This is a genomic window from Niabella beijingensis, assembly GCF_020034665.1.
GTDB classification, from domain to species: Bacteria; Bacteroidota; Bacteroidia; order Chitinophagales; family Chitinophagaceae; genus Niabella; species Niabella beijingensis.
Window position 1 is genome coordinate 3,081,338 of the sequence record NZ_JAIQDI010000001.1, and the last position, 19,187, is coordinate 3,100,524.

General features: G+C 47.4%; 20 protein-coding genes. 14 read left to right on the forward strand and 6 right to left on the reverse strand.

What is annotated here, in order from left to right:
* The first annotated feature begins 76 nt into the window (after nt 1-76).
* Both K7B07_RS12900 and K7B07_RS12905 read left to right on the forward strand, forming a co-directional pair.
* Complete coding sequence (locus K7B07_RS12900; RefSeq protein WP_223710215.1) at nt 77-895, forward strand: HAD family hydrolase; 819 nt, start codon at nt 77-79, stop codon at nt 893-895.
* Nucleotides 896-1,098: 203 nt separating this feature from the next.
* Nucleotides 1,099-2,256, forward strand: a complete 1,158-nt coding sequence (locus K7B07_RS12905; RefSeq protein ID WP_223710217.1) for a hypothetical protein — start codon at nt 1,099-1,101, stop codon at nt 2,254-2,256.
* Nucleotides 2,257-2,269: 13 nt separating this feature from the next.
* Here the strand turns inward: K7B07_RS12905 and K7B07_RS12910 are convergent, their stop codons facing one another.
* From K7B07_RS12910 to K7B07_RS12930, 5 genes are all read right to left on the reverse strand, one after another.
* Nucleotides 2,270-2,656: a hypothetical protein gene (locus K7B07_RS12910; RefSeq protein ID WP_223710219.1), complete on the reverse strand. Its 387-nt coding sequence runs from the start codon at nt 2,654-2,656 to the stop codon at nt 2,270-2,272.
* A gap of 82 nt (nt 2,657-2,738) precedes the next feature.
* On the reverse strand, nt 2,739-3,224 hold the full coding sequence (locus K7B07_RS12915) for a hypothetical protein (protein ID WP_223710221.1): 486 nt from the start codon (nt 3,222-3,224) through the stop codon (nt 2,739-2,741).
* A 5-nt stretch (nt 3,225-3,229) separates the two neighbouring features.
* Complete coding sequence (locus K7B07_RS12920; RefSeq protein ID WP_223710222.1) at nt 3,230-3,556, reverse strand: hypothetical protein; 327 nt, start codon at nt 3,554-3,556, stop codon at nt 3,230-3,232.
* An 89-nt stretch (nt 3,557-3,645) separates the two neighbouring features.
* Nucleotides 3,646-4,221 (reverse strand): RNA polymerase sigma factor, encoded by a 576-nt coding sequence (locus K7B07_RS12925; RefSeq protein WP_223710224.1) that lies wholly within the window; start codon nt 4,219-4,221, stop codon nt 3,646-3,648.
* A gap of 50 nt (nt 4,222-4,271) precedes the next feature.
* On the reverse strand, nt 4,272-7,163 hold the full coding sequence (locus K7B07_RS12930) for an outer membrane beta-barrel family protein (RefSeq protein ID WP_223710226.1): 2,892 nt from the start codon (nt 7,161-7,163) through the stop codon (nt 4,272-4,274).
* Nucleotides 7,164-7,364: 201 nt separating this feature from the next.
* On the opposite strand from K7B07_RS12930, the gene K7B07_RS12935 reads away from it, so the two are divergent.
* Together K7B07_RS12935 and K7B07_RS12940 are read left to right on the forward strand one after the other, a co-directional pair.
* Complete coding sequence (locus K7B07_RS12935) at nt 7,365-7,955, forward strand: DUF5606 family protein (RefSeq protein WP_223710228.1); 591 nt, start codon at nt 7,365-7,367, stop codon at nt 7,953-7,955.
* 161 nt (nt 7,956-8,116) lie between these two features.
* On the forward strand, nt 8,117-9,835 hold the full coding sequence (locus K7B07_RS12940) for a M3 family oligoendopeptidase (protein WP_223710230.1): 1,719 nt from the start codon (nt 8,117-8,119) through the stop codon (nt 9,833-9,835).
* Between the two features lie 62 nt (nt 9,836-9,897).
* Here K7B07_RS12940 and K7B07_RS12945 read toward each other — a convergent pair whose 3' ends face one another.
* Nucleotides 9,898-10,074 (reverse strand): hypothetical protein, encoded by a 177-nt coding sequence (locus tag K7B07_RS12945; RefSeq protein WP_223710232.1) that lies wholly within the window; start codon nt 10,072-10,074, stop codon nt 9,898-9,900.
* A gap of 269 nt (nt 10,075-10,343) precedes the next feature.
* On the opposite strand from K7B07_RS12945, the gene K7B07_RS12950 reads away from it, so the two are divergent.
* From K7B07_RS12950 to K7B07_RS12995, 10 genes are all read left to right on the forward strand, one after another.
* On the forward strand, nt 10,344-10,859 hold the full coding sequence (locus K7B07_RS12950; protein WP_223710233.1) for a DUF2911 domain-containing protein: 516 nt from the start codon (nt 10,344-10,346) through the stop codon (nt 10,857-10,859).
* Nucleotides 10,860-11,136: 277 nt separating this feature from the next.
* The gene (locus K7B07_RS12955; RefSeq protein ID WP_223710235.1) at nt 11,137-12,354 is read left to right on the forward strand and encodes a beta-ketoacyl-[acyl-carrier-protein] synthase family protein; all 1,218 of its coding nucleotides are present in this window, start codon (nt 11,137-11,139) and stop codon (nt 12,352-12,354) included.
* Nucleotides 12,355-12,372: 18 nt separating this feature from the next.
* Nucleotides 12,373-12,624: a phosphopantetheine-binding protein gene (locus K7B07_RS12960; RefSeq protein ID WP_223710237.1), complete on the forward strand. Its 252-nt coding sequence runs from the start codon at nt 12,373-12,375 to the stop codon at nt 12,622-12,624.
* Nucleotides 12,625-12,885: 261 nt separating this feature from the next.
* Entirely contained in the window at nt 12,886-13,776 is an 891-nt protein-coding gene (locus tag K7B07_RS12965) for an LpxL/LpxP family acyltransferase (RefSeq protein WP_223710239.1), read from the forward strand.
* Between the two features lie 167 nt (nt 13,777-13,943).
* Entirely contained in the window at nt 13,944-14,360 is a 417-nt protein-coding gene (locus K7B07_RS12970; protein ID WP_223710241.1) for a hotdog family protein, read from the forward strand.
* Between the two features lie 33 nt (nt 14,361-14,393).
* Nucleotides 14,394-15,032, forward strand: a complete 639-nt coding sequence (locus tag K7B07_RS12975; protein WP_223710243.1) for a hypothetical protein — start codon at nt 14,394-14,396, stop codon at nt 15,030-15,032.
* Nucleotides 15,032-15,451 carry an acyl-CoA thioesterase gene (locus K7B07_RS12980; protein ID WP_223710245.1) on the forward strand — a complete coding sequence of 140 codons (420 nt, stop codon included), beginning with the start codon at nt 15,032-15,034 and terminating at the stop codon, nt 15,449-15,451. The genes K7B07_RS12975 and K7B07_RS12980 overlap by 1 nt, the downstream gene beginning before the upstream one ends.
* Nucleotides 15,452-15,455: 4 nt before the next feature.
* Nucleotides 15,456-16,586, forward strand: a complete 1,131-nt coding sequence (locus tag K7B07_RS12985) for a beta-ketoacyl-[acyl-carrier-protein] synthase family protein (protein WP_223710247.1) — start codon at nt 15,456-15,458, stop codon at nt 16,584-16,586.
* A 74-nt stretch (nt 16,587-16,660) separates the two neighbouring features.
* On the forward strand, nt 16,661-17,758 hold the full coding sequence (locus K7B07_RS12990) for a class I SAM-dependent methyltransferase (protein WP_223710249.1): 1,098 nt from the start codon (nt 16,661-16,663) through the stop codon (nt 17,756-17,758).
* Between the two features lie 142 nt (nt 17,759-17,900).
* Nucleotides 17,901-19,172 (forward strand): NAD(P)/FAD-dependent oxidoreductase, encoded by a 1,272-nt coding sequence (locus K7B07_RS12995; protein WP_223710251.1) that lies wholly within the window; start codon nt 17,901-17,903, stop codon nt 19,170-19,172.
* Nucleotides 19,173-19,187 lie beyond the last annotated feature (15 nt).

Here is a 19,187-nt window from a genome sequence, read left to right on the forward strand (position 1 = left end):
TTTCATAAAAAAACGCCATTTTTGCACCTTCTTTCATCCGGAAGAAGCCTATTAATTCATAAAATCGAGGAGCATTTTGCAAGATATAAAGCTGATCGTTACGGATTTGGACGGTTCCCTGTTAAACGACAAAAAAGAATTATCAAAAGAATTCTGGGACCTTGAAAAACAACTGGTCGAACAAAACATCGTTTTGGGCATTGCCAGCGGGCGCCCGCACCACAACCTGCTGACACTTTTCGGATCGATAAAAGACCGCACCTATTTTTTATCAGACAACGGCAGCTATGTAACCTATCAGGGCAATGAATTACTGGTGCAGATGCTGGACCCGGACGGGGTGAAGACCTTTGTGGAAAAGTCGCGGATGCTGGATCGGGTATATCCTGTCCTTTGCGGTAAGGACAGGGCTTATATGGAAGATAATGAGGAGACCCTTCTCCGGCAGGCATTGCAGTATTATCAGCAGTATGAAATCGTGGACGACCTTACAAAGATTGAGGAGCCGGTTTTAAAGGTTTCGCTCTGTGATCTGATCAATGCGGAAACCAACAGCTATCCGCATTTTAAACAATATGAAACAACCTATAAAGTCGCTGTGGCCGGCGAACGCTGGCTTGATTTCACCGCTTTTGATGTCAACAAAGGTGTTGGGGTAAAACTGGTGCAGGAGCAGCTGGGCATCGGCTATGACCAGACCATGGTGTTTGGAGATTACATGAACGACCTCGAAATGATGCAGGTAGCCAAATACAGCTATGCTATGAAAAACGCGCATCCCGGAATTATCGCTGCTGCGGCATTGGTTACTGATTTTGATAACAACCATAACGGAGTAGTTCGGGCGATCGCGGATGTATTACAATTGAATCCAAAGGAGCAGTCTGCCAAATAGAATAGCACTTCCTTTTATTTATAAAGCAGTGAAGGACAATAAGCGGCCCCTCCTGCCGTTATTATTGTAACCTGTAGGCGATCGCATACAACCATATGCTAAAAAAAGACTAAATGAGGTTAAAATGAGCAACAAATCGCCCATGTGGGCGTCTTATTGGTGACATACGTCTATACGGTTGCAATTAAACGAACTCAGTATTGATGAAATTGATTACTACGCTTTTTTTGGCATTTTTTACAATTGGTTCACAGGCACAAACACCCACCATCCAGAAACAGGCCGAATGGTTCCGGCCGGGATATATCATCCAGGGAGTAGCCATTGGCAACAAAGGAGATCAGCTCGCTTTTGTAAAAAGGTTGCAGACCGATACAATTGAGGCAGGCACAACGGATGACAGGGGGGTAGATAATCTTCTTAATCCGAAAGCAGATACGGCCCGAAGAAGGGATCCGGTAGTGGTGGTATATGATCTGAAGAGCCGCCGGGAAACCTTGCTGGATTACGGTTGGGCACCAAGATTCTCTCCCAATGATCAGCGTATTGCCTATGCGCATCAGTTAAAGCCTGTAACCGGCACCAGGATCGTGGCGGAAACCTTTACGGGAAATAACATCCGTGTTTTTGAATGGAAAACAAAAAAAGCAGCCGATGTGATCAGCGTCCCGCGGGGATTTCTTATGGATCCTGTTTTTTCCGACTCTGCTACCATTATCTATAAAACAGGCGATGCCGTAAATGGGCCTTATGCGGCCGGTATCTCCCTCCACAGCTATAATCTGGTTACAAAAACCAATACCTTGTTGCGGGGAGCCCGCATTCAGCACCGGTTGTACGATCTTATGGGAGAAGTGTATGGTTCCGGGGCGCAGTATTCTTACACGGTGTACAGTCCGCAGGATTCTGCGCAGGGGCTGGCAAATGAATATTCGCACCTGCTGATGCGTGGTAACGACACGCTGCACAATTTTGGCATCCGGCATTACTCCAATCTCGACTTCAAATTTGCCCTGCTGCCGCAGGACCAGCTGGTGTACCTGGATGATAACCATCTGATGACAGAAGATACCAGTTTCATTGTCACCTATCATTCGGGAAAAATGGTGTCGCGTAAACCTATCAGCTTTGAATTTACAAGAGCCTGGCTGAGCCCGGAAGGAAGTTTCCTGTTTTATACGAACAACGACCAGGAATCTTTTATACTCCGGATCAGCGATTTTTCAAAGATGAAACTGCCGCTGGGCAAAAAGGAGATCCATTCGGTGGTTTGGGCAGACAAGGGCCGGCAGCTGGCAGTGGTACAGGATCATGAAACCCTGCCCGGAACAGATCAGCTCTATCTTTTTTCAGTGAATTAAAACAGCGGAATGTTTATTTTTTCCCGCCTTTGCGCAGGGAGGGTTCGATCTCTTCCTTCCATTTCTTGTATTCGTCAGCGCTCAGCAGTTTTTTCAGCTGGTCGTCTCTTTCAGTAAAGAGTCCTTCATTTTGTTTTCGTACACTTTGATAATCCTGCTGCAACCCCTGCGCCAGCGGAGTGGAAGATCCCTGGATATTGTCACGCAGTTTTTCCTGGGCCTTGTAAAAATCAGTAAAAATGGTTTCCAGGCTGCTCCTTTTGGTCTTATCGGGTTTAATTGCAGCATCAAATTTTGTCAAAGCGGTATTTACCTTATCCCCGACGCTTTCCTTCTGGGCATAAAGGGACGTGCTCAATGCCAGGAACAAGCCTAAAATCAGGATAAATCTGCTTCTCATGTTAAAAAATTGTAATATTTGATACCTTTTATATATTACAAGAGGTATCGTACCCGTAAGAAAGTTGCAAGGTATTTAATTTTTATTTATTTGGCCCCGGAGGGATGGGGCGTCCGTTCCGGCCCTGCCGGATGATCCGCGTCATCAGCGAATCGTAACGGGGTTGCTGCTCCGGAGTACAAATAGACCGGGTGGCCTTGAAATGATAGAAGGTCTTTATTTCTGCATGTTTCTGAAGTGTGGCGATGGAGTCTGCCAGGAATGCGATGGTGCTGTCTGCAACATCCTGCTGCCGGGTAAGGTCAAACAGCTTTTGTTTGATCTTGCGGATCTGTTCCATATCAGCCCGGGCGCCGGCCCAGTGCTTTTGCTTCAGTTCTTTAAACTGTTCCAGCTGGTTGTCGGTAAATCCCACCTCATTTTTCAATGCTGCCGTAAATCCTTCCCGTTCTTTATCAAAAGGCTGCTTTCTTGAGAAAAAGAAAGTGTAGCCCAGCAGGGCCAGATTGGTAATCAGCAGCAGGGCAATGATAAAGATAAGGGTCCTGTTACGTGCAGTATTGTTCATTCCTTTTATTTGTTAAAATCGTAGCCGGTATTGGAAGCCAGTATGAAATTTTCATTTTGCAGGATATCGGATTCGGTGCCTGCCGTGGCCATGGTCTCTGCCTTTTGCCGGTGGTCGGCATCAATGATGAGGTAAACGTTCACAGTAATGATCGACACCAGGCAGCAAACCGCTACCAGGGGCCGGGTGATCACACTGCTTGTTTTCATCCAGAAATTCGATTCCTCCTGTATCCGGGCCCGTACCCTTGTGTACATAAATGGCCTGGTTTCAGCCCGTTTTATCCCGTCAAAGCTGTCGAGGATCGCGTCTATATGCTCTTGCTTCTTCATTAAAAAACGGATTTTAGTAATTTACAATGGTTATAATGGACTAAATATATATCTTAAAAATTATTTGACGTCAAATTTGAAATTTTCTTTTATTTCCGTAGTGTATAATCCTTCTCAAGTATCTTTTTTAAGTTATTTTTTGCCCGGTGCAACAGCGATTCAACCGAAGAAACCGATGTTTCCAGCACCTCACTTACTTCCTGGTAGCTCAGCCCCTCCACCTTGTTCAGTAAAAAAGCAACACGCTGATTTTCAGGTAACTGATCAATTGCTTTAAACAGGACAGCTGCATTTTCCTTCTTATCAAGCACCACTCCCGGATGTTGAAAATCCGGAGGGTTCACCACTATCTGGCTGTCATCTCCAAAAATACTGCGTACAAAGCCAAAGCGCTTTTTCCGCTTTTTTTTCCGCTCAAAGTCCAGTGATTTGGTAGTGGCGATCCGGTAGATCCAGGTTGAAAGCTTGGATTCTCCTTTAAAAGAATGAATCGATTGGTAGACCTGAACAAACACATCCTGCGCAATGTCTTCCGCGTCTTCTTCGCTCTTAACGATGGACAGGCAGGTATTGTACACCATATTCTGGTAAGCGTCAACGACTTCTTTAAACGCGGCCTCATTGCCCTGCTTTAATTCCTGTACTAATATTTCTTCGTTAAGCAATGTAATACCGGTTAATTCAGCGATATTACAAAAAAAATAAATAGTACCCGTTAAAACATTGGTCCGCCCGGACGGCCGCCACCCTGCATCATACCCGGAGGGCCACCGCGCCATTCTCTTCTGTGTTCGCCGCCTTCTTCACGGGCCGGTGCTTTTCCCTTGCCAAAATTGCGCAGACTATAGGTAAAGGTGAGCATAAAGTACTGCTGCAGCACCATATTCCGCGAATCGGTGATATAGTTTGCATTTACAGCTCTTGATATGCTTTGATTCTGATTCAGTAGATCAAACACCGAAAGCTTTAACTCTCCTGCTTTGTTCTTCAGGAATTTTTTACCGATAGCGGCATTCCACAACCAGAAGGACTGGTTCATATCAGCGGTTAAACCGGAGTAATTCTGATAAGTGAGGTCGTTCTGCACAAACCAGCCGTTTTTTGAAAGCAGGTTGGCAAAAAAGCCCCCGGTCTGTGTCACATACCGGTTGTTGCCGGTGCGCTGGTCGGTACCGGTGGTGTTGTTGAACTGTGCGTTGTAGGAAAGGCTGAAGTCTACATATTCACTGATATTGCTTCCCAGTACCATACCCGCCGAAATTCCCTGATTGGTGGTTTGAGTGCTTTTATAATCGATCATGCCGGGTGATTGCAGGAAGGTATACCCGGTATTGATATTAAGGTTTGATTTGATCGGTTTTATCGGAAAACTATAAGTAATGAATGCATTGAGGTTTTTATAACCATTCATATTCACCGGCTTGCTGAACTGCGCACCCTGTTTGATCTCCACGCCATTGATCACCGAATCCTGTGTGGGAAAGTAGGTGGCGGTGGTGATATAGTTATTGGAAAGTTGCCCGAAAAGATTGAAGAAAAGGCTCTGACTGTTCCGCGTATTCGTATAGGAATAGCGTAAGGAGCCCCAGTTGGTGGTAGTTTGTTTTAACTCCGGGTTACCGCTGCTGATGCTCAATGCATTGCTGGCATCCACCACATCCTGCAACTGGTTGATGCTCGGGAAATCATTCCGCATACGGTAGAAAAGCCGGACATTGCTGTAGCGGCCGATCTTTTTCATCCAGCGGAGGTTGGGCAGAATGGTATTGAACGTCTGATTAACGGTTGAGGTGGTGGGGTATACCCGCACACTCTGAAGCAGGGTGTTTTCAAAATCCACACCTACGGAAAACTGGTTGTCCCTGCTTTTACCAAGGCGGTAATCCACTTCTCCCGTATGTGTTTTGATGGTGTTATCGAATTTGTTTGATTGCAGCTGATTAAAATCATTGTATGCGTTGCCGTCATAATCAAAGGTCTCCTGGTCGGCCCGGTTCTTCTGGATCTGGTAGCTGTATTCGAACTGGAACATGCCCTGCTGGCCGACCGGCTCGGTATAACTGGTACGGGCGCGGTACTGACTCCCTTTTGTATTGTTATCGCGGAACTGATTTACCAGTGAGTCTGTGCGTATACCGGCATCATAGTAATTCAGCATATTATAATTATAGGAATCACCATCATTTTTGCTGTGCGAGGTTTGCAGGCCGATCGAAAAGGTCCTTCCGGGTTTGCCAAAGGAGTGGCGGTACATCAGGTTATTGTTGATATTGAAACCGTTCCGGTTAGAACTGGAGTTGCCGTTTGCGTTATTAAGCGAGTCCACCTCCCCGCCATCCGGTAAAAGATAGGTCCTTGTCTCTGATTGCGAAGCGGAGTTGTTATTCTGAAAGCTCAGACTTGGTATAAAATAAATGGTATTGTTGGAGTCGATCTTATACTCCATCCGCATATTAAAGCGGTGATTATTGTTGTTGGAGGTATTAAATCCCTTGTTGTATACGAACCTTGAGTTCGTCAGGTATTCGGTATTGCTCTCCGACTCGTTGGTGGAATACTGGTTATTGAAAAAATAGCTGGCCGTAACGTCGATCTTCTTGCCCCATTTATCACCATAGTTTACCCCAAAGGCATTGGTCTTGCTGATGCCGGGGGTAAGGCCTACCATAAAATCGCCAGCATTGCCGCCACCACGGTATCCTCCTCCTCCTCCGCCACCGCGGCCGCCACGCCCGCCGCCGGAGCTGATCCCCAGCAGGTCCTGACTGGCAAAGTTCTGCTGGTTGATATTATTGAAGTTGCCCACCAGGGAGATCCTGCGGCTTCCGTTAAAAAAGCTGGTATTGCCACCCGCGGAATAGCGGCTGTCTGTGCCATAGCCGGCATAAATACGCCCGAACTGGCCGTTGCGGATGCCGGACTTGGTAACGATATTGATGGACTTCTGGGAGTTGCCGTCGTCAAAACCTGTCAGCTGGGCCTGGTCGCTGAGGCGGTCAAACACCTGTATCTTATCCACCACTTCTGATGGAAGATTCCGCAGCGCCATGGTGGCATCATCCCCAAAAAAGTCTTTTCCGTCCACTGTAACTTTTTTCACGGCCTCTCCCTGTGCGGTCACATTCCCGCTGCGGTCTACAGTGATACCCGGCATTTTCTTGATCAGGTCCTCCACATTGGCATCGGGATTAACTTTATACTGACTGGCGCTGAACTGTGTGGTATCGCCTTTCTGTGTTACAGCAGGAGCCGTGGCCACGATCACCACGCCTTCCAGTGTGGTGGTCTTTTTGGGAATATAGATCTCTCCGAGATCGGCATCCCGCAGGGTATCCGACAGCGTCACATTGCTTTCCAGGGTTTCAAAACCAATAGAAGTGGCTTTAAGAATATAAGCGCCCAGGCTGAGATTGGTAAAACTGAATTTTCCTTCCTTATCTGAAGCAACAGAGGCTTTTACGGTAGAGTCGGCTGCATTTTCCAGTTCCACGGTGGCACCGCTTACCGTTGTGCCTTCCACGGGATCCATTAAAGTGCCTTTTATCGATTGCCCGCTGGCAATCACTCCGGTCATCACAAGTACGAATAATAGTCCGATATGCTTCATAAATAGGGGATATAAAGTTCATTGGACGATGAAAAGGGTTCAAACTTTCGGTAGTAACGTTTGATAAACACTAAAAATATTGATAAATAAGAACTTGTTTGCCTGGTTTTGCCAAAAAACCTTAAAAGAATAGTATAAAAAAAGCGGTTTAGGTATATTCTTAAAAAAAGTCATTTATCTTGCGGCTCTTAAAAAATGACCATGGAGTATAATAAGTTAGTTGCAGTTAGTGGATTATCGGGCTTATTTGAGCTGATCAACAGTAAGAATGACGGAGCCATCGTACGTTCACTGAATGACAAGACCACCAAATTTGCGTCTTCCCGTATTCACCAGTTTTCTCATCTGGAAAGTATTGAAATTTATACCATCCGGGAAAATGTGAACCTGGCAGACGTATTCAATGCCATGAAAGCGGACAGCACTTCTTTGCCGGACGTAAAAGACGACAAGGCCATTAAAGCGTATTTCCAGAAGGTATATCCCGATATGGACTTTGAAAGGGTATATGTGTCCGATATGAAAAAGATCGTAAAATGGTTCGATCAGCTGCAGCAGAATGATATTGAAGTAAAATTAACACAGGCAGAAGAGGAGGAAGCAGCGGAAACTGCTCCTGAAGCGGAAACCGCAGCAGCAGAAGAAAAAGCAGCAGAAGCCCCGGCCGCTAAAAAGAAACCTGCAAAAGCAAAGGAAGAGAAGGATGCTGAAGCAGCGCCGGAAAAGAAAGAAAAAGCCCCGGCCAAGAAGGCTGCTGCCAAAAAAGCTGCGGCTAAAAAGAAGGATGCCTAATCCGATACAATTTTTTTTGTTCGACCGCCCCGGCTCAACCGGGGCGGATCGTTTTTACAGCAATTTGAGTTTTATAAAGTATATTGCTGTTTCCCTGTTCCTCTGACCTGTAAAGAACAGATTCGTTAAACAGGAAGGGGTACAGCAGAAAAAATAAGAATATGAAACTGGATGCAAACATCGAACCGTTGAAGAGAAGCTTTTTACCCGCCGATTTTAAGATCTCCGGCTGGGAAGCCCTGGAACCTTATTTTAAAGACCTGGCCGGGCGGGAACTGCCCGGCAAAAAAGCACTGGACCAATGGCTGAAGGATGTCAGCGAGCTGGAAGCGGTGGTGAGTGAAGAAGCCTGCTGGCGGCAGATCAATATGACAAGGGATACCACGGATACGGCGCTGGCGGAATCCTTTACGTTTTTTATGACCGAGATCCAGCCCCGGATCCAGCCTTATGCAGACCTCCTGAACCGGAAGCTGATCGAAAGCCCGCTTTCAAAAGAGCTTACCACACCTGAATATTTTACCTATCTCCGGAACGTAAAGAAGAATATAGAATTGTTCCGCGAAGCGAATATCTCCCTGCAATCGGAACTGGCAGTGGAAGCGCAGCAGTTTGGCGCTATTGCCGGAAAAATGTCCGTTACCGTAAATGACCAGGAATATACCCTGCAGCAGGCGGCTAAATTCCTGGAAAGTCCGGACCGGACACTCCGCGAAAGCGTATACCGTAAAATAGGCGACCGCCGGTTACAGGATAAGGAGGCCCTGGATGATCTTTTTGATGGGCTTTTAAAGAAACGGCACCAGGTGGCCCTGAACGCAGGATTTGAAAATTACAGGGATTACCGGTTTGCCGAACTGGGCCGGTTTGATTATACCAAAGAAAATTGTTTCCAGTTTCATGATGCTGTAAAGCAGCATGTGCTGCCACTGGTGGATAAGATCTATCAGCAGAAAAAAGAAAAACTGGGCCTGGATGTTTTAAGGCCCTGGGATATAGACGCAGAGCCGGCAGGAACAGAACCCCTGCGTCCCTTTACTACAGGAAGCGAACTGGTAGAAAAGGCCATCCATTGCTTTAATGAATTAAAGCCCTTTTTTGGCGACTGTCTGCGGAAGATGAATGAGATGGGACGGCTGGACCTGGAAAGCCGGAAGGGGAAGGCTCCCGGCGGGTATAACTGCCCGCTGGCTGAGACCGGCGCACCGTTTATATTTATGAATGCGGCCGGCACGATGGATGATGTGACCACGATGGTACATGAAGGAGGACACGCCATACATTCTTTTTTATCCCATCCGTTGGAATTATCCGCATTTAAAGAATATCCGACAGAGATAGCCGAAGTGGCCAGCATGAGCATGGAGCTGTTCAGTATGGAACACTGGACGGAATTCTTTAAAACGCCGGAGGAACTAAAGCGGGCACATGAACAGCAGCTGGAGCGGGTGCTGACCATTTTCCCGTGGATCGCAACGATCGATAAATTCCAGCACTGGATCTACGAACATCCGACGCATACCCGTGAAGAACGGCTGGCTGCATGGCAAACCATTCTTGCCGGCTTTACACCACAAACCCTGGATACCAGCGGGCTTGAGGATTACCGGAACTTCAGCTGGCAGCGTCAGTTGCATTTGTTTGAAGTGCCTTTTTATTATATCGAATATGGCATTGCCCAGCTGGGCGCTATCGGTTTGTGGCAGCAATATAAAACCAACCGGGAAGAAGCGCTGAATCATTATATCCAGGCATTGAGCCTGGGTGGTACACGACCGCTGCCCCAGCTTTTTGAAGCTGCCGGACTACGGTTCGACCTTTCCCCGGACCATATCAAAGGATTGATGGTATTTGTAAAAGACGAACTGGACCGGCTTTGAGACGGTACGGTTCAGTAAGCATAAGAAAGCTCCGTTAACCGGAGCTTTCTTATGCCCCGGTATCAGCGGTATTCATAATGACCACGTACCCAATGTTTATACCCATGATAACCGGGAGACCAGTGGCCGGGTACCCAGACGCGGTGCCGTGGTGTGTGAGAATAGGCCCTGACAGTACATGAACCAAGTGCCGACAGGAACAGGACAATGAGCATTCCCCAGACGATTGTTGTAATCATTTTCATAGCGGATTATTTTTTTCATTCAGAAACGGATACTACTATCTGAGTCCGGAAAAGGGAAAAGGTTTAAAGCCGGTGGTGTGCCCGATCGTTAAAAGGCATTTAAAAAAAGGTAATTGGAAGAGCGGTTGTTTTTCTATCTTTATAGTGCTCTGTAATGAACCTGCCGGATGGCAGAAAGGATCATTTGCTTGTTATTTATTTTTTTAAGGACCTCCGGCAAAGCGATTGGCAAACAATTTGCACAATTTTTAAAAATGGAATATATGAAAAAGCTATTAGTACTTATGATGGGGATCTGCCTTGTAGTGGGTGTATCAGCCCAGAACGGCGAAAAGAAAAAGCCGGCCAGCCCCCCGGCTTCTGTTTCAAAAACGATCAAATCGGGAGCAGCCATCTCCGTAAATTACAGTCAGCCCTCTGTTAAGGGGCGTACCATTGGTAAGGATGTGGAACCTATGGACGGAAAAGTATGGCGCGCAGGTGCCAATAAAACCACGCTGTTTGAGGCAAGCAAGGATGTTACCATCGACGGCAAACCGTTGCCTGCGGGTAAATACGGACTGCATGTGCTTACCGCCGGTGACGACTGGACATTTATTTTCAGTAAAAAATGGGATCAGTGGGGTACGGAGTACAGCGAAGGGGATGATGCCCTGCGGGTAACGGTGAAAAGCAGCAAGCCGGAAAAATTTTCCGAAGCCCTGACCTACACCATCAGCGATGATGGCCAGGTGGCGCTTTTATGGGGTGATCACGAAGCCGGTTTCAGCGTTAAATAAAAACGGAGTTATTATTGTGAAAAGCGGGCGGCGGGACAAAAACCGGTCGCCCGCTTTTTTGATCATCAGTTCAGCTCAAACCTGCATAGCACGGTGGCAGCGATCCCGGGTTGTCGAAGTCGACCCCGGAAATAAATGCTGCTACCAGCTTGCCTTCCTATAACGATGCTGTTTTGATTTTGTATAATAAAAGGTATTTACTTTTTAAATTTCCTAAATTTTCATTAACTGAAACAGAAAGATCCGAACTTTAAAATAACCTTATACTTTTGCACCAATGAACAGAGTGGTGATAACAGGCCGGGGCATATACTCCTGCATAGGGAAAAATCTTGCCGAGGTAAAGGAATCATTGTACCTGGGAAAATCAGGGATCATTTTTGACCCGGTCCGCAAAGCATTCGGATACCGGTCCGCATTGACCGGTTTTGTAGAACGCCCTTCGCTGAAAGGGCTGCTGGACCGGCGTTCCCGTATTATGCTTCCCGAAGAGGGCGAGTATGCCTATGTGGCCACCCTCGAAGCACTGAAAGAAGCAAACCTTTCGGAAGAAGACCTGGTACGTTTGGAACCGGGGATCCTTTACGGAAACGACAGCTCGGCAAAAGCGGTCATCGAATCCACTGACCTGATCCGCGAAAAAAAAGATACCATGCTGGTGGGTTCGGCTGCCGTGTTCCAGACCCTGAACTCCACGGTAACCATGAACCTGGCCACCATCTTCAAACTGAAGGGGATCAACCTCACGGTAAGTGCGGCCTGTGCCAGTGGCTCGCATGCGATCGGCCTGGCCTATATCCTCATAAAAATGGGGTTGCAGGATTGCATCATAGCCGGTGGCGCCCAGGAGATCAACCATCTGTCGATGGGAACCTTTGACGCGCTGGGCGCTTTTTCGATAAAAGAGGCTGCTCCTGAAAAAGCTTCCCGTCCCTTTGACAGGGACCGCGACGGGCTGATCCCCAGCGGGGGAGCGGCAACCGTGATCCTGGAGAGCCTGGAATCTGCTCAGAAAAGGGGCGCCCCGATCCTGGCGGAAGTGATCGGCTATGGGTTCTCCTCCAACGGGGAGCATATTTCGAACCCCACTGTGGCCGGCCCGGCAAAATCCCTCCGGATGGCACTGAATGATGCGGGGGTAACAGCCAATACCATTGACTACATCAACGCACATGCCACCAGTACGCCAACGGGTGACGCCAGCGAAGCGAAGGCCATTGCAGAAGTGTTCCAGGGATGCGATACACCTGTAAGCTCCACAAAATCAATGACCGGCCACGAATGCTGGATGGCGGGTGCCAGTGAAATTGTATATTCCAGCATCATGATGGAGCATGGATTTATCGCACCAAATATCAATTTTGAAAACCCGGATGCCGACACGGCCGCTCTAAATATTGTAAAAAATACACTGAATAAAAATATAGATGTATTTTTGTCCAATTCATTTGGGTTCGGGGGCACTAACTCGACCCTCGTTGTAAAAAAGTGGTAATTTTTGCTAATGCTAAGCATGGAGAAAATAATAAATACGACCAATACATTTTTGGTAGATGAATTCGAGGCGGATGCCGATCGGATAAAGCCGGATGCCAACCTGAAAGAGGTATTGGATCTGGACAGCCTGGATTATATCGATCTTGTGGTAGCCCTGGAAAGCAACTTTCATTTCAAGGTACAGCCCGGCGATTTTGTACCGCTGGTGACCTTTAACGACTTCTACAATTATATACACGCACAGATCCGCAAAAAGGAAGCAGCGTAAGATTTTTATTATTGGGCCGGCTGCAGAACACATCTCAGCATTGTTGCCACGCTCGCTTGTGCGCCTGTACAAGGACGCAGCGGTTTGAGGAATTGTGTAAGAGACAACCCGGACTACATCCTGCTGCGCAGAACAATCTGCCTCCGAGGTTTAGGTGTACGCCATGTCCCCCATGTTTCCCCGTTCCACAAGAATTGGTAAAAGGCCTCATGCATTGTAACAGGCTTATTATATTTGGGTATTATAATGTAATCTATTTAAATGGCAAACTGGGACGGAAGCTCCAAAGGAAATAAACTGGGCTATAGTATTTTCGTCGCCCTGCTTAGGGCAGGGGGAACTGCGCCGGCCTATTTCCTGCTGCGCTTTGTGAGCCTGTATTATTTTCTGTTCAGCACCGGGGCCAACCGGGCCATCAGCTACTACCTGCACCAGCGGCTGAAATTTTCCGGATGGAAGGCCACACGGTTGCGGTACCAGAATTATTACTGGTTCGGACAGGCCCTGATCGACCGGATCGTAATGATGAGCGGTATCCGCAACCGGTTCAGTTTTCACTTTGATGGCGAACAACACCTGCATGATATGGTAGCTGCCGGGAAGGGCGGCTTGCTGCTGAGCGCCCATATCGGCAACTGGGAAATTGCCGGCCACTTGCTGAAACGGCTCAATACCAAAATAAATATCGTAATGTATGACGGGGAGCACGAGCAGGTAAAGGCCTACCTGGATGGGGTAACCGGTGAGCGCAATGCCAACCTGATCCTTATAAAGGATAATATTTCGCATATCTATGAAATAATGGAGGCGCTGAACAATAACGAGTTGGTTTGTATGCATTCCGACCGGTTTATGGAAGGAAACAAGACCCTTGCATCGTTGTTCCTGGGGGCTCCGGCACAGTTTCCGGCCGGCCCTTTTACAATAGCTGCAAAATTGCCGGTTCCGGTGAGTTTTGTATTTGCGCTGAAGGAATCTGCAACACATTATCATTTTTTTGCTACTGAGGGGACCGTCTACCGTGGCCACCCGGAAAAAGGCCACCCGGCGGCCATCCTGGACGATTTTGTACAGGAAATGACCGACAAGGTCCGCCGGTATCCCGCACAATGGTATAATTATTACCCCTTTTGGGGTGAAGATAAAAGCTGAACCGGCCCGGTTTCCGGCCTCGCGATATGCTCTTTTTACCTTTGTATAAGACATAACCAGCCTGGCGCCGGCACAAACTGCCGGGAGGCAGAAAAACCGGGGCTGCAAACCAAAGTTTCTGTAATTTTAGCGCGTTGGCCCTGTGAAATGCCAACTGTTTATTGATTATGAGCATCGCCACAGATATCTTACCCTATATCCCGCAACGGCCGCCGTTTGTAATGGTACAAACGCTGGAACATTCGGATGATGACGGAGCTGCCACCTGGTTTACCGTAACCGACGATAATATCCTGGTGGAAGACGGACTTTTCAGAGAGCCGGGCCTGGTGGAGAACATTGCCCAAACAGCAGCTGCACGGATCGGATACCTTTGTAACAAAGAAAATAAACCGGTACCGGTAGGTTTTATCGGTGCCGTTCAGCGGTTAAAGATCAGCCGGCTGCCTGCAACGGGTGAAGTGCTGAACACCTCGATCCGGATCAGGAACCAGGTATTCAATGCTACGATCATAGACGGAGCCATCGCTGTAAATGGCGAGGTGATCGCGTCCTGTGAAATGCGCATCTTTGTTTCCGAATGAAATTCCCAATATTTTTTTAAATCAAAACAGACCATGAAAAAAATCTCAACCAAAGTTCTATTTCTTTTTTTTACGCTTTTATTGATCAGCGGCCTGAAGGCGCAAACACTGAATGAAGTACTGACCGATAAGGAGCTGCCCATTTATTATTTTGGCATTGATTTTACAAAGGCAAAGCTGATCGGCGATGCCACTGCAAAAAGCGATGATATCGTGGCCCGCCAGTTTGACGGCATCAACGACGTCATCATCAATGAATCCGGTAAGTACGATATCGCCGGGGCGTTTAAAAAAGCGGAGGTCAGCAGCAATCTCAGCTTTGTTTCAAAAAGAAATCAGAAAACAGATCCCGATCAGCTGCTTTCTTCCGACTCCGATGACTTTCATCACCTGGAAGAAAGCGATGTAGAAAAACTGGTGAAGGGTTTTAATACAGGCGATAAAACCGGTACCGGTCTGCTGTTTGTAGTGGATGGCATGAGTAAAACAAGAAAAGCCATCTCTGTTTGGGTAACCCTGTTTGACATCAAATCAAAAAAAATACTACTGGCGGATAAGATGGAAGGGAAAGTGGGTATGGCCTTCAGCTTCCGGAACTACTGGGCTGCAGGAATGAAAAATGTGATCGACAATATTAAAAGCAGCAAATATGCTGTCTGGAAAATGAGATAATGAAGGAATTAAAAAATACAACCGAAGTGCTGATCCGCTTTAATGAAGCGGACCCGCTGGGTATTGTGTGGCATGGTCATTACATTCGTTATTTTGAAGACGGAAGAGAAGCTTTTGGAAAAAGCTACGGGATCGGGTATCTCGACTTCTTCCGGGAAAATATAGTGGTACCCATTGTGCATGTGGAGTGCAATTACAAAAAATCGCTGAAATTCGGAGATGAGGTGCAGGTGGAAACGATCTATGAACCCTGCGAGGCTGCCAAGATCATTTTCAGGTACCGCCTTTATAAAGTGTCCGACCGCTCGCTGGTAGCCACAGGAAGCACCACACAGGTTTTCCTGGATAAGGATACGCAAACCCTTTTATTGAATAATCCTCCTTTTTTTGAGGAATGGAAACAAAAATTTTTGAAGTAAAAGGATGAGGAGCGTATTTGTTTTATCACAGAATATTGTGTCCCCGCTGGGAAGCACGGCGCAGGAGAACTTTGATGCGCTGTGCGCGGACAGAACAGCAGTAAAAGTGCATCAGGATGCAGCAAGAAGTGACGTGCCCTTTTGTGCAGCCCTGTTCGGTCCCTCCTTTTTTAATGAGGAAGCCACAGCATTTACTCCTTTTGAATCCCTGTTAAAAGCCTCTGTTGCAGATGCGATACGGCTTGCAGGTATCGACCCCGCCGATCCGGATACAGCGCTTATCCTTTCTTCCACCAAAGGCAATATCAGCCTGCTGGAAGATCATACGGTTACTGTTGAATTGAAGAAGGAAGTAGGAATGACTGTTTCCGCGGAAAAGATTGCCGGGCATTTTGGGTTTAAGAACAGGCCGTTAATTGTATCCCATGCCTGTATCTCCGGTACCCTGGCCATTATCACGGCCAGGCGGATGCTGGAAGCGGGCAGGTACAAAACGATCGTAGTAGCAGGTGCTGATCTGATCACCCGGTTCATCTTATCCGGCTTCCAGTCATTTCATGCCGTAAGCGATGTGCTTTGCAAACCCTTTGATGCGCACCGGAACGGTATCAACCTCGGAGAGGCGGCGGCAACTGTGGTATTGTCAACAGAACGGCCACAAGGCGGGACCGTTTTAACCGTGAGCGGCGGCGGCGTGAGCAATGATGCCAATCATATATCCGGACCATCGCGCACGGGCGAGGAGTTGTTTATGGCCATCGATCATGCCATGAAGGAGGCGGGTATTGAACCGGCTGCCATCGGATTTATTTCCGCGCACGGAACGGCTACGGTTTATAATGATGATATGGAAAGCCGGGCCATTAATCTGGCCGGATTGGAGGAAGTGCCCGTGAACAGTCTTAAGGGATACTACGGGCATACGCTGGGGGCTGCAGGATTGCTGGAAACAGTGATCGGACTGGAATCATTACGGGCTGGGATGATTATTCCTACCAAAGGATTTGAAGTGCCCGGTACGGTAAAACCACTGAATGTTTGCAGTGCGCTGGTTGAAACACCGGTATCCGCATTTTTGAAAACCGCATCTGGTTTTGGTGGATGTAATGCAGCCATCGTGGTGCAGAAGAACTGAAACCCTGTCTGAAATTTGTCGTTAACAGCGCATACCGGCTGTTGACCCTAAAAATTAAAATAAAAGAAAGATCGATGTTAGATTTCTACAAGAAAGACCAGAAAACGGCCATGGAGGCAAAACATCTGGCACAGATCATTGCGCATGGACCAATTGTTTTCCAGGTAGCGAGGGTATTGCGTGATAAGAATATTCTAAAGGTAATTGAAGAGGCGCGTACCACCGGAGCTTCCATAAAGGATGTGTGTGAAGAAACGGGGCTTTCGGTTTATGCTGCCCGCGTATTGCTTGAGGCAGGGTTGGGTATGCACCTGGTACGGTATACGGAAGATGAAAAGTTTGTACTTACAAAAACAGGCTATTTTATTTTACACGATCCCCTTACCAATGTGAATATGAATTTTGTACAGGATGTATGTTATAAAGGGATGTTTCACCTGGAAGAGGCCATAGAAACCGGCAAACCTGCAGGGCTGCGCGAACTGGGCCAGTGGTCAACAGTATATGAAGGATTGTCCCAGCTGCCTCCTGAAATCCAGAAAAGCTGGTTTGAATACGATCACTTTTTTTCTGACATCGCCTTTCCCGAAGTGATCAAACAGGTGTATTCTGAAAATATAAAAACGCTTCTGGATATTGGCGGCAATACCGGCAAATGGGCTTCTGCTTCAGCAACACATGGGGAAGACATCCATGTAACCATTATGGATCTCCCCGGTCAGGCAGAGATGGCAAAGAAGCGGATCGAAGAGCTGGGGCTTATCGATAAGGTTTCTTTTTATCCCTGCAATATCCTGGATGAAAACATTCCTTTCCCCAAAGCCAGTCCGGCTACGGGCAAATCGTTTGACGCCATCTGGATGAGCCAGTTCCTGGATTGCTTTTCAGAGGATGAGATCGTATCGATCCTGAAACGTTGTGCCGGAGCCATTGATGATGATGGACTGGTGCTGATACTGGAAGCGTTCTGGGATACACAACGGTTCGAGACCTCCGCCTTCTGCATCCAGCAATTGTCGATCTATTTTACGGCTATCGCCAATGGTAACAGCCAGATGTATGACTCAAGGGTATTTAAAGCCTGTGTGGACAAAGCGGGTTTTGATATCGTGGAGCAGATCGATGGCATCGGGCTCAGTCATACCCTGCTGAAATGCAGAAAGCGAAAATAAAAACTTTAGCAGGTCTGTGCCTTGCGCTAACTTTGGCCGCTGAATAGGATGGATGCGCTGAATTGAAAACAAAGCAGCAGCACTACTGAACCGGCAGTATATCCGGAATCGAAAACGGATAATTAAAAACTCAGATAAAAATATGCAAACAGAACAAACAGATGTGCTTGTGATCGGGGCCGGTCCTGCCGGTACCGTAGCCGGAGCCATCGTAAATAAAGCAGGTTACAAGGTCAGGGTGGTGGAAAAAATGAAATTTCCGCGGTTTGTGATAGGAGAAAGTTTGCTGCCCCGATGTATGGAAGCCCTGGAAGAGGCCGGACTGCTGGAAAGCGTGCTGAAGATGGGTTTTCAGCGGAAAACGGGTGCGAAGTTTGTACGTGATGGCGTTATTTGTGATTATTCTTTTGCCGACCAGTTTACCGATGGCTGGGATCATGCTTACCAGGTGACCCGTGCCGATTTTGACCAGGCACTTGCCGACGGGCTGGAAGCGCAGGGAGTGCCTATTGAATATGAAACAACTGTAACGGGCATTGAATTCCGGGAAGATGGTTCTTCCATAACCACCGTAACTGATGCGAACGGGAACGAAAAAAAGATAGAAGCCCGCTTTATTATCGATGGAAGCGGCTACGGGCGGGTGATACCGCGATTGTTCGGGTTAGACAAGCCGTCCAATCTTTCTCCACGCAAGGCATTGTTTGTTCATATTAATGACGTGAACCGGCAGATGGATGATGAGCCCGATCGTATTACGGTGATCGTGCACAAACCGGATATCTGGGTATGGGTCATCCCTTTTGCAACCGGCGTTACTTCTGTCGGATTTGTGGGCGATCCTGCTTTCTTTGAAAAATATACCGGAACACCGGAGGAGCAGCTGCGTGCGGTGATTGCCGATGAACCTTATATCGCAGAGCGGATGAAAGATGTTGAATTTTTATGGGAGCCCAAGATATTACAGTCCTGGTCCAGCACCACAGAAAAATTCTACGGAAATGGGTTTGTGCTCACCGGTAATGTGACAGAATTCCTGGATCCTGTTTTTTCTTCGGGTGTGACCCTGGCCACGGTGTCGAGCCAGATCGCCGGTAAGCTGGTAGTGCGGCATTTAAAAGGGGAAGCTGTCGATTGGGATAAAGAATATACAGAAGAGATGATGCAGGGAGTGAATACCTTCCGCAGCTATGTGATGGGCTGGTACGATACCACTCTGCACACTATTTTCTTTGCGAAGGACCAGAATCCTGATATCAAGAAGATGATCTGTTCCGTACTGGCCGGATATGTATGGGATACAGATAATCCTTATGTAAAAGAACATGATACCGCTTTGCACAAGCTGGCAAAAACGATCAAGTTAAGAGACAGCATCGAGTATATTAACAATGGCTTCAGGGACAGCAAGTAGCTAAGGAGTTGGGTC

What these genes read in the sequence shown, in the direction of transcription:
- K7B07_RS12950 (WP_223710233.1), top strand. Translation starts at nt 10,344, where the DNA reads ATGAAAAAGCTATTAGTACTTATGATGGGGATCTGCCTTGTAGTGGGT.
- K7B07_RS12930 (WP_223710226.1), bottom strand. Translation starts at nt 7,163, where the DNA reads ATGAAGCATATCGGACTATTATTCGTACTTGTGATGACCGGAGTGATT.
- K7B07_RS12995 (WP_223710251.1), top strand. Translation starts at nt 17,901, where the DNA reads ATGCAAACAGAACAAACAGATGTGCTTGTGATCGGGGCCGGTCCTGCC.
- K7B07_RS12955 (WP_223710235.1), top strand. Translation starts at nt 11,137, where the DNA reads ATGAACAGAGTGGTGATAACAGGCCGGGGCATATACTCCTGCATAGGG.
- K7B07_RS12985 (WP_223710247.1), top strand. Translation starts at nt 15,456, where the DNA reads ATGAGGAGCGTATTTGTTTTATCACAGAATATTGTGTCCCCGCTGGGA.
- K7B07_RS12935 (WP_223710228.1), top strand. Translation starts at nt 7,365, where the DNA reads ATGGAGTATAATAAGTTAGTTGCAGTTAGTGGATTATCGGGCTTATTT.
- K7B07_RS12965 (WP_223710239.1), top strand. Translation starts at nt 12,886, where the DNA reads ATGGCAAACTGGGACGGAAGCTCCAAAGGAAATAAACTGGGCTATAGT.
- K7B07_RS12975 (WP_223710243.1), top strand. Translation starts at nt 14,394, where the DNA reads ATGAAAAAAATCTCAACCAAAGTTCTATTTCTTTTTTTTACGCTTTTA.
- K7B07_RS12960 (WP_223710237.1), top strand. Translation starts at nt 12,373, where the DNA reads ATGGAGAAAATAATAAATACGACCAATACATTTTTGGTAGATGAATTC.
- K7B07_RS12920 (WP_223710222.1), bottom strand. Translation starts at nt 3,556, where the DNA reads ATGAAGAAGCAAGAGCATATAGACGCGATCCTCGACAGCTTTGACGGG.
- K7B07_RS12910 (WP_223710219.1), bottom strand. Translation starts at nt 2,656, where the DNA reads ATGAGAAGCAGATTTATCCTGATTTTAGGCTTGTTCCTGGCATTGAGC.
- K7B07_RS12905 (WP_223710217.1), top strand. Translation starts at nt 1,099, where the DNA reads ATGAAATTGATTACTACGCTTTTTTTGGCATTTTTTACAATTGGTTCA.
- K7B07_RS12980 (WP_223710245.1), top strand. Translation starts at nt 15,032, where the DNA reads ATGAAGGAATTAAAAAATACAACCGAAGTGCTGATCCGCTTTAATGAA.
- K7B07_RS12970 (WP_223710241.1), top strand. Translation starts at nt 13,944, where the DNA reads ATGAGCATCGCCACAGATATCTTACCCTATATCCCGCAACGGCCGCCG.
- K7B07_RS12915 (WP_223710221.1), bottom strand. Translation starts at nt 3,224, where the DNA reads ATGAACAATACTGCACGTAACAGGACCCTTATCTTTATCATTGCCCTG.
- K7B07_RS12990 (WP_223710249.1), top strand. Translation starts at nt 16,661, where the DNA reads ATGTTAGATTTCTACAAGAAAGACCAGAAAACGGCCATGGAGGCAAAA.
- K7B07_RS12945 (WP_223710232.1), bottom strand. Translation starts at nt 10,074, where the DNA reads ATGATTACAACAATCGTCTGGGGAATGCTCATTGTCCTGTTCCTGTCG.
- K7B07_RS12940 (WP_223710230.1), top strand. Translation starts at nt 8,117, where the DNA reads ATGAAACTGGATGCAAACATCGAACCGTTGAAGAGAAGCTTTTTACCC.